General features: G+C 40.4%; 7 protein-coding genes. All 7 read right to left on the bottom strand.

The window, feature by feature from the left end; genetic code table 11:
- Positions 1 to 101: 101 nt before the first annotated feature.
- The 7 genes from Q0081_RS17175 to Q0081_RS17145 all read right to left on the bottom strand — a co-directional run bounded on the left by Q0081_RS17175 (position 102) and on the right by Q0081_RS17145 (position 8134).
- A complete protein-coding gene (locus Q0081_RS17175; RefSeq protein WP_298355794.1) occupies positions 102 to 1052 on the bottom strand; it encodes a hypothetical protein in 951 nt (316 codons plus the stop codon).
- 31 nt (positions 1053 to 1083) lie between these two features.
- Positions 1084 to 2055: a glycosyl transferase gene (locus Q0081_RS17170; RefSeq protein WP_298355791.1), complete on the bottom strand. Its 972-nt coding sequence runs from the start codon at positions 2053 to 2055 to the stop codon at positions 1084 to 1086.
- Positions 2052 to 4139: a hypothetical protein gene (locus Q0081_RS17165; RefSeq protein WP_298355788.1), complete on the bottom strand. Its 2088-nt coding sequence runs from the start codon at positions 4137 to 4139 to the stop codon at positions 2052 to 2054. Before Q0081_RS17165 ends, Q0081_RS17170 begins: the two co-directional genes overlap by 4 nt.
- On the bottom strand, positions 4103 to 5317 hold the full coding sequence (locus tag Q0081_RS17160) for a glycosyltransferase family 4 protein (protein ID WP_298355785.1): 1215 nt from the start codon (positions 5315 to 5317) through the stop codon (positions 4103 to 4105). The genes Q0081_RS17165 and Q0081_RS17160 overlap by 37 nt, the downstream gene beginning before the upstream one ends.
- Positions 5314 to 6417: a glycosyltransferase gene (locus tag Q0081_RS17155; RefSeq protein ID WP_298355782.1), complete on the bottom strand. Its 1104-nt coding sequence runs from the start codon at positions 6415 to 6417 to the stop codon at positions 5314 to 5316. The genes Q0081_RS17160 and Q0081_RS17155 overlap by 4 nt, the downstream gene beginning before the upstream one ends.
- 3 nt (positions 6418 to 6420) lie before the next feature.
- Positions 6421 to 7413, bottom strand: a complete 993-nt coding sequence (locus Q0081_RS17150) for a glycosyltransferase family 2 protein (RefSeq protein WP_298355779.1) — start codon at positions 7411 to 7413, stop codon at positions 6421 to 6423.
- A 67-nt stretch (positions 7414 to 7480) separates the two neighbouring features.
- A complete protein-coding gene (locus tag Q0081_RS17145; protein WP_298355776.1) occupies positions 7481 to 8134 on the bottom strand; it encodes an acetyltransferase in 654 nt (217 codons plus the stop codon).
- Positions 8135 to 8347 lie beyond the last annotated feature (213 nt).

The raw sequence follows: 8347 nt of genomic DNA, 5'->3' as shown, positions 1-8347 counted from the left end.
CCGATAGGACGTGATAACAGCTTCCGTCCCGGCGAGGGTCGTCCAACTCAAAGAAAAATTCAGCTACATTCATTTCCCAAAGGTCGGGCTAACTTACCACTTCATGCAATTGCCCTAGTTATTTTATGATAAAGGGGGAAATAGTTAATTTTATCTATAATCCCCTGTAGCTTTTTGCGCAATTCTCGCTTCCAAGTGGGTAAGGTTGGCTCAAGGGTAGCTCGTAAGGAAAAAATAGCAGGTAGTTGATTTGTATATTTTTTGACCTTTTCGACGAAATCTGCGCGAAGAAGTTCTGCTCCTGATTGCTCTAACAGTTTTTTTACGGGTATCGAATCCGACAGACACTCTCTAAAATTAATAAATAGCAACGGCTCCATTTGGTTAACCATCCATTTATTTGCCTGTTTTGTCAGTATGCGTTCATGTAGGTTTTGTAAACCCACATTCCATCCTTTACTTTTATTAACTGTTACATTTTCAAAAAAGATGGGTACATAATTGAGCCAAAGTTGCTCATGATTCATGCCATTGCAGAGGTCAAACCGGGCACGGTCAGCAAGTCGGTCCTGCCACCACTTCAAAAACCGAAAGACATTTTCCGTTTTGCGAACTCCCCAAAAACCCGCGTCGTACATTCCTGTATTCAGGAATAACTTTTCATCTCCGTAAATGGACGTTCCAAACTTTCCAGTGAGTCGAGGAGTGAGAAGAATTTCAGCCTTTTGAAGTGCTTGGACAATCACCTCCAAATCTCCCATTACCTGAATCGTTGGGTCAAAATAGATAACGTTTTCAATCCCTTCACTACGCAAAAAGTAGGCTGCATAATAAGGCTTGGTTGCCGATACAAGTGATTCATTATCATAGCGGTCCTGCATTTCATCAAGCCCGTTTATTGATAATTTATCCAATGTTACCACATCCGGTCCGGATACATTGCCATCAACAATCCCTACTTTAAACGGTATATTTTTGGGTAAACTATCAGATAATACCTTGGCAAAAGGGTATTGTTCGGCGGTACAAACTGTGAAAATGAGGGTTTTCAAAAGTGGTAGAGATTCGAGATTAAAAAATGAATCAAAGTCGGTTCAAAAGCTTTTCGATGGGTTTAACCAATACTTGACGAATTCGTTGGTATTTATAAACAGGCTCCGATTTAATGTAATAACAGGGAAACTGACGGTAATAGGCGTTATGATTTCTCAATAACTCGTTTCGATAATAGTCAAACAAGGGATTCAAATCAGGCCGTTGCTCGAAGGTAAATCGATTTTGATACTTTGAAATCACCGCTGGTTTAGCGGGGTCGTAACCGCTGTAATGAAAAAACACAACCGGTTCTTGATTGACCAAGTGTTGTCTGTCTTCTACTGAAAAAGTGCGTTCGTGTAAATTCCAATAGGCAGCATTCCAGCCCAAGTGTTTTTCTACATGAACATTATTCCAAAAAACAGGCGCAAAATTGACCCAATGCTGATCCACAAACAATCCATTGCAGAGATCAATTTTACATTCGTCAAACAGTTTTTCCTCCCACCACTTTACAAAATCCACAGCTTCAGGGCTTTTGTGTAAAGCAATAAAGCCCAAATTATAAACTCCCGTATTGAGATGATGCAACTCATTGGGAGTAAGTTGGTCCTCAATAGGTGTAGTGAGGTGAGGGGTTAATACAATGTCATGTTTTTCGAGCAAATTCTCTAAATCGGTAAGAGGTTGGTAGACAATAATATCCGGGTCAAAATAAATGACATTTCTTATTTGAGGGATTCGTTCAAAAAAATAGCGAATGAAATAAGGTTTAACGGCCGTGTTCAATTCGGTTATATTATAATGTTTGCACATTTCATCCAATCCGTCAATTCCAATTTTGTGCAATTCAAGAAGTTCAAAATCAGGAAGTTTATCGTCAGGTACCTGCGCCGTATCCAGTCGGTCAACCAGACCGATAATGTATCTTATGTGTGGATTAGTACGCTTTAAGGAATCTCCTAAAGTACGGGCTTGGGCCAGATAATTAATCGAACAAAGCGTAAAAGCTAATGTCATTGTGTAATAAAGTAGTATTTAGAAGAAGGACGTTTGAGATGAAGCAATACCAATGATTTTGTACGATAAATAGCCGCAATGTCATCCTTAGACATGTATTTGTCGATGAGTCGTTCATCGTCGCAGAACACATATTCATACGCAAATATCCGACTCGCATTGGGTAATGCCAAATATTCTTTGTGACACAGTACATATTTCATTTCCCAAGTCGATGGCAATTGTCTGTTTAGAATGCTCCAATAATGGTAAAAGCCTAATTTTTTGTTAAATAGTAACCCCACCGTTTGAGTAGCTTGGGGTATCAATTTTGCCAACGCCGTAAATTCAGAATAAGTAGAAGGGTATTCTTTGTCTGTAATAAAAAAATAGTGTTCTCTGGAGTGTTTAAAGATGTGCTCGTTTTCTTTTTGATAATACCCCAAATCACCCAATTTGGCAACAATATCCCGGCGCTCTGAATACGTAGGATTAGCCTTTAAAGGGAAGCAAGGCTCTCTTTTTTCAAAGTCATACGCAGTACCCAGTACGTTTTGATAAGAAGATTCTTGATCTTCAATTGAAACACAAAGATGCCGGGGTATATATCCTAAAAGGTATTTAGAGGCATATCTGATTGGAATGAGCGGCTTATTAAAATTGTTGATAACATAAGGCAAAGCCGCCAAAACAAACAGAAAAGAAATACTTACTTTCCTGTTTTTAGGAAGTTTGGAGAGAAAAAGCCCTACTAAAATAACGCCTTGGGCAAATAATGGCATGTGTGTTCGTGAGCTCCACAATTGGAATTTGGCGGCCGTACAAAAAATAAGAAATCCAATAATTGTACATATAAGGATTCCTTTGAATTTGGAGTGGCCTTTTTGAAACAGCAACCAAATTGACGCTAAAATGCAACTTATAAACATCAAAAAATTGCCTGACATATCTTCCTGAATCACAAATTGAGTACGGTAGATATCTAATGAAATCAAGGAATCATTGATAGAAATGCCTATTAATTGATGTACATGTGTTATCAAATTATCAATTTGAGCATTCCAAGCTGAATTAGGAAGTCCTAAATGCAAACCTGTATTTTTTACCGCATTGCTGAGGGGATAAAGTAAACCGTGCCTCTCGGTGGCAATATTTTCCACGAAGAGAGGATGACCAAAAGAAGGGCTTAAAATATTGTTAAACAATTGATAATTACGCCAAAAAAAGGGCATGAAGACAAGGATAAGGCACAAAAAGGCAGCGCAGAACAGACTAAAAGTAACCTTTAGCCCCTGCTTTTTCAGTAGTTGAAAACCTATCCACAAACAATAAGGAAACGCGTAGAAAAAAATGGGATATTTAGTAAAACCGCCCCATGCCAAACTGAGAATCATCCATGAGGCATTGTTCCAAGTAAAGTTATCGAGGATTTTTAATCCAAAATAAAGAAAACTGATGAAGAAAAAGGTGGCCACGTAATCGTTTTGCGTAGTGCTTGCTTCCAATATTCCAATAGGCAGAGAAAGTTGTAAAACGCCAACAATAACTTGATTCTGTAAACTGAATCCCAATTCTTTACTGATAAGCCCTATCCCGAAAACGGTACCAATCATGGCACTCCATTGTACTAAATTTAGAAAATAGTCAGTACCGCTCAATGCCAGTACATGCAGCAGTAGATACTCTGACATCACATTATGATACAGCTGCTGTACGTGAAAAGTAGGATAATGCTTCACGTTATGGTTTTGAAGCCAACAAACAACACGTGTCAGGTGATAGTTAATGGAGTCAACGTTGTTGGGAGGAGCATAAATCGCAAGAAAAAACAGTGGAAGAATAACAAAAATGGTTGAAACAACTACTAAAATACGGTAGCTGCGCGGTAGTTGACGAAAAGTTCGAACAGGAGCAAGAAAGGAAGTGAATAGAGAAGTACGCTGCGTTTTTGTGGCAAAACTCCCATAAAGGGCAGTTCCTAAAACTGATGCCCAAAATAATCGAATCCAAAAGGGAGTGAGGAAATCAAGCGCGGATAAAAACTCGGTTGAGACAAAGACCAAACTCGCTATGATGACCCATAATTTGATGATTTTGAGGCGCATAGTTTATTGATTATTTCCATAACGTTATTTACGCTCTGAGCCGTAGGGTGTCTTTCCAATACCTTTCTTTTGGCATTTTGCCCCATTTTCAGTCTCAATTCCGGCTTGTTGATGAGTTCAATGATTCGTTGACTCATTTCAAAAACATCCAGATAAGGAACTACAAAGCCTGCATCCTCTTCCACGAGTTCCGGAGCTCCTCCTGCTTTTTCAAAACAGACAATTGGTTTTTCAGCCAGTGCTGTTTCCAAAACCACTAAAGGGTAAGGGTCTTCGCGAGAGGTAAGGGCAAAAATATCAAATTGGCTTAAGTACTGAAAAACGTGAGAAGTCAGCCCTATGTGAATAATGCGGTCGGACATTTCCATTCGATGGGCATCGAAGCGTTGCACTTCGTACAATTCGGAGTCTTCCCGCATCCCTACCCACACAAAATAGACAGGTTTATCAGCAAAATGCTTGATGACCTGCTGTGCTGCCATCATAAAAATATCGTTTCCTTTGCGCCACTCCGCGTGCCCGCATCCGCCTACCAAAATCGCGTTGGCGGGCAAACCCATCTTTTGTCGAATATCTACTTTTCGCCCTTCTTCAATATTTTTCAAAATCAAGGGAGTATCAATAATCTGAAATGTACTGATTTGATTTTCAGGGTATTGATACGTTTTTTGAAAATAGCTTGCCACAGCCCTTGATACGACAATGAGATGATTGGTACGCCCCATCAGATAAGCCATATCAGTAGGATCACTGAATTTTTGAATAGACATTTCCAATTCATGCGCAAACAATATCGTAGGAGCTGAGAGGAAATCCAACTGCCGATAGGCCGCCGCAGAGGCAATCGTATTCGCGAAAATCAATCCGATATTCTGTGAAAGAAGAGTGGATTGAAACCGTGTCCAACGCCTGTTTAATACTCGTTGTTTTACCCAGGAACCCAGTGAAAAAAAGGAAAGGAACTTTTCAAGGAAGGGGTTGAAATGAACATCATCCAAACGAGGTAAACGTGTTGTAGGCAGTAGTTCTCTAAACTCATCTTCCAATGGACCATCACTGCACAGCAACAAGTGCATTGGCAAGTTGTGTTGCTTCAATTGCCGCAGCAACTGCAACAATACAATTTGCCCGCCTGCGCGGTTGGCATCGTGGCTGATGAAAAGTATTTTTTTTGTCAAAATTTGGTTACTAATTTCTGCCAATTTCCTAATTGGTTATTTACGTCAAACTCCAAGGCACGTTTTCTCAGTATTGATTTATGAATGATGAGCTTTCCGCTCATTACGTTTTGCATGATTTCGGCCAGTTTCGGAATGTCAAATGCGGGGGCTACTTCTCCCATTCCTTCTTGTACAAATTCTCTGATTCCACCTGAATTAAAGCCCACCACGGGTTTTTGCAAATAGGCTGATTCAATCATCACCAACGGAAAAGGGTCTTCGCGGGAAGTAAGTACAAAGCCGTCGCAAATATTCAGATAATCGTAATAATCCTGCCCCCCTTTAGCTCCCAACGCGATGAAATTTAATCCTTCGCGCTTCACCCGTTCCTGCAAATAATACGAAATTCCGTACTCACTTGGACTTCCTAACCATACTAAATAGGCACTTTTTGGAAGTAGTTTGAGTAAATCGGGGATCATATCGTATCCTTTACGCATACACATGGTCCCCGACATCAGCCATACAAAGGCATCTTTGGGAATCCCCAGCTGATTTTTAAGAACAGCAGGGTCTTGTTTTAACGTGATTTTTTCGGTTTCAATAAACGAGTGCAACAGCTGTACATTGGGTGCACCCATTTTCTCTAACTGTTCTACCACTATACTCGAACATCCAATGGAGGTATGAGCGTGAGTGAGCATTTCGGAGAAAGAATCGGCTCGCAGTGTATCAAAAGTTTCCAATAATTCGTGGACGTGCACTACGTACGGAACATTCAGTTTTCGAGCTAATCGTGAAAACTGAGGCATGGTAATCGTATTGAAGTACCAAATATCAGGTTTGAACTCGTTATGAATCCGTTTGATGTAGCTTTCTTCGGGAGTCAGCCCAAAGACACGGTGATAAACTGCCTCTACGGAATAATAAGGTAACCCACGGTGAAATTTGTGAAGATAAGTCGCGTCGGCGGGTGAGTTTTTAGCGAATAATTCTCCCGCTTGGCGCGAATAGACTGCTGTTTTGATGCCGCTTCCTGCCAAGTGTTTGATTAAGTACCAAAGCACCATTTCCGAACCCGTCCGCGCTCCTGTGGGCGTAAAAAATAAAATCTTCATGCGTTAGACGTGGCTCTTTGGGTCGAGCTTATAAAAATAAGGCTTGTTGCGAATGATTTTCCAAAAATAGGTAGAAAACAGCCAAATTTTACGGGTAAAGTCTTTTTGTTGTTCCAATTCCCCAAATGGATTACGAAATTTGGAGATATTCAACGCTATTTTCCAGCCAAAATAGATAGGAATCATTAAGTAATAATTTAGCATCAAACCCAAATAACGCCCAATCCCGAACTCTTTGCGTACCCAAACCAAATTGGAAAGCTGAATTTGGGGATAAAAGCGATTAATAATCGTAATAAGGACGTCTTTCCGTTTGGGATTACTACCCCACTCGTGGTGAATATATCCACAATCTTCAAATACTTTCAGTTTCCCTACGCGTCCCAATCGACAGTTCCATTCTACATCTTCGCCGTACAGAAAAAAATCTTCGTCGAGCAATCCTACTTTTGCAACTGCCTCCCGTTTGGCCAATAAAAAAGCCGCCGGAATCCAATCCACTTGACTGGGGTCATCATAATGAGTTTCAGGTATGAATTTTTCCAAAAGCTTTATGAAAAACTGCCCCGGAGGAAGCACATACATAGTTCGTTTAAAGATAGCCAAACTCCGATAAAATGGACGGGGACTCCCATCTGAAAAAAGCTGAATACCGCCACACGCCGCCGTCTCGGGCTGAGCATCCAATCGATCTACACAACGCGTGATACTATCGTCCAGAAGTTCAGTGTCAGAATTTAACAATAAGTAATAACGGCCTTTTGCCGCACGAATTCCTGTATTGTTGGCTCGCGAAAAACCGGCATTGTAGCCCATATTGAGCCAGTTAATGGCAGGAAATTCGTTTTTAATAATATCATCTGCTCCGTCCTGTGAATCATTATCAACAATAATGATTTCAAAACTTGCTCCTTTCGTATGCTCATAAATAGAGCGTATACAATCGGTCGTAAGTTTGAGGGTTTTATAATGAATAATGATAATCGAAACGTCCATTTGTTCAGGAGTCAGGAGTGAGAAGTCAGAAGCGAGAACAAGAAACGCCTGACTTCTTGCTGCTGATTTAATATACTTTGTAACTTGGGATAGGTCTTTTTTCGGCAGGGCTACCCATATAAACGCCCCAAGCTTCGGTGCTTTTTGTAATTGAGGCTGACATGGCCACAAGTGTACCTTCGGCAATGGTGGTATAATCGCGAATAGTGGCATTTACGCCAAAGAATGAGTAAGATTCAACTGTACAATGACCTGACAGTACAACATGAGAAGTAAAAAATACATGGTCTTTGATAACTCCGTGATGACCGATGTGATTGCCACTCCAGAGCACACAATTGTTGCCGATTTTCGTAAAAGGCTGAATGGTATTATCCTCTAAGATAAAGCAATTTTCGCCAATTTCATTGCCAAACAAAGTGGCTTTTGAGCTGATATAGGAAATAAATTCATACCCTTTTGCTTTGGCATCGAGATAGACTTTTTCACGATTTCTGTTCATTTTTCGCCCTGTCATAGGGGCAAAAAATTTAAATTCTGAAGGAGGAAAAAGTAGTTCCACTTCTTCAAAAGGAACTATCGGCAGTCCCCAAAAAGTAGTTTCTTTCAGGTATTCCTGATTGACCGTGAAGGCAACTACCTCGTGGTCGGAGTCGTGAGTCAGGTAGAAATGCGCTAACTCTGCCGTATCTAATACCCCAAAAATAACAACTTTAGCCATATATCAGTAATGAGTAGTGAGTATTCAGTAATGAGTAGTGAGCATTAAGAGGAAAACCCGCCGAGTACTGAGTTTTTTCTCAATACACACTACTTCTTGGATTCAAGTTTGAAGTGCAATTTGGTGTTTTAGAGCAAACTGGATGGGAGATAAATACCCAAGAGTTTTTCGGGGTCGGTTGTTTAGTTGATTTTCAATCCAATTTACGTCACT

It is taken from the genome of Runella sp. (genome assembly GCF_027484545.1).
Taxonomy (GTDB): domain Bacteria; phylum Bacteroidota; class Bacteroidia; order Cytophagales; family Spirosomataceae; genus Runella.
The sequence above is the reverse complement of the archived record's forward strand: the minus strand, read 5'-3'. Positions and strand labels throughout refer to the sequence as shown.

Excerpts from the sequence above, each read along its gene's own strand:
- Q0081_RS17170 (WP_298355791.1), bottom strand. The coding sequence starts at position 2,055 with ATGACATTAGCTTTTACGCTTTGTTCGATTAATTATCTGGCCCAAGCC.
- Q0081_RS17165 (WP_298355788.1), bottom strand. The coding sequence starts at position 4,139 with ATGCGCCTCAAAATCATCAAATTATGGGTCATCATAGCGAGTTTGGTC.
- Q0081_RS17155 (WP_298355782.1), bottom strand. The coding sequence starts at position 6,417 with ATGAAGATTTTATTTTTTACGCCCACAGGAGCGCGGACGGGTTCGGAA.
- Q0081_RS17150 (WP_298355779.1), bottom strand. The coding sequence starts at position 7,413 with ATGGACGTTTCGATTATCATTATTCATTATAAAACCCTCAAACTTACG.
- Q0081_RS17145 (WP_298355776.1), bottom strand. The coding sequence starts at position 8,134 with ATGGCTAAAGTTGTTATTTTTGGGGTATTAGATACGGCAGAGTTAGCG.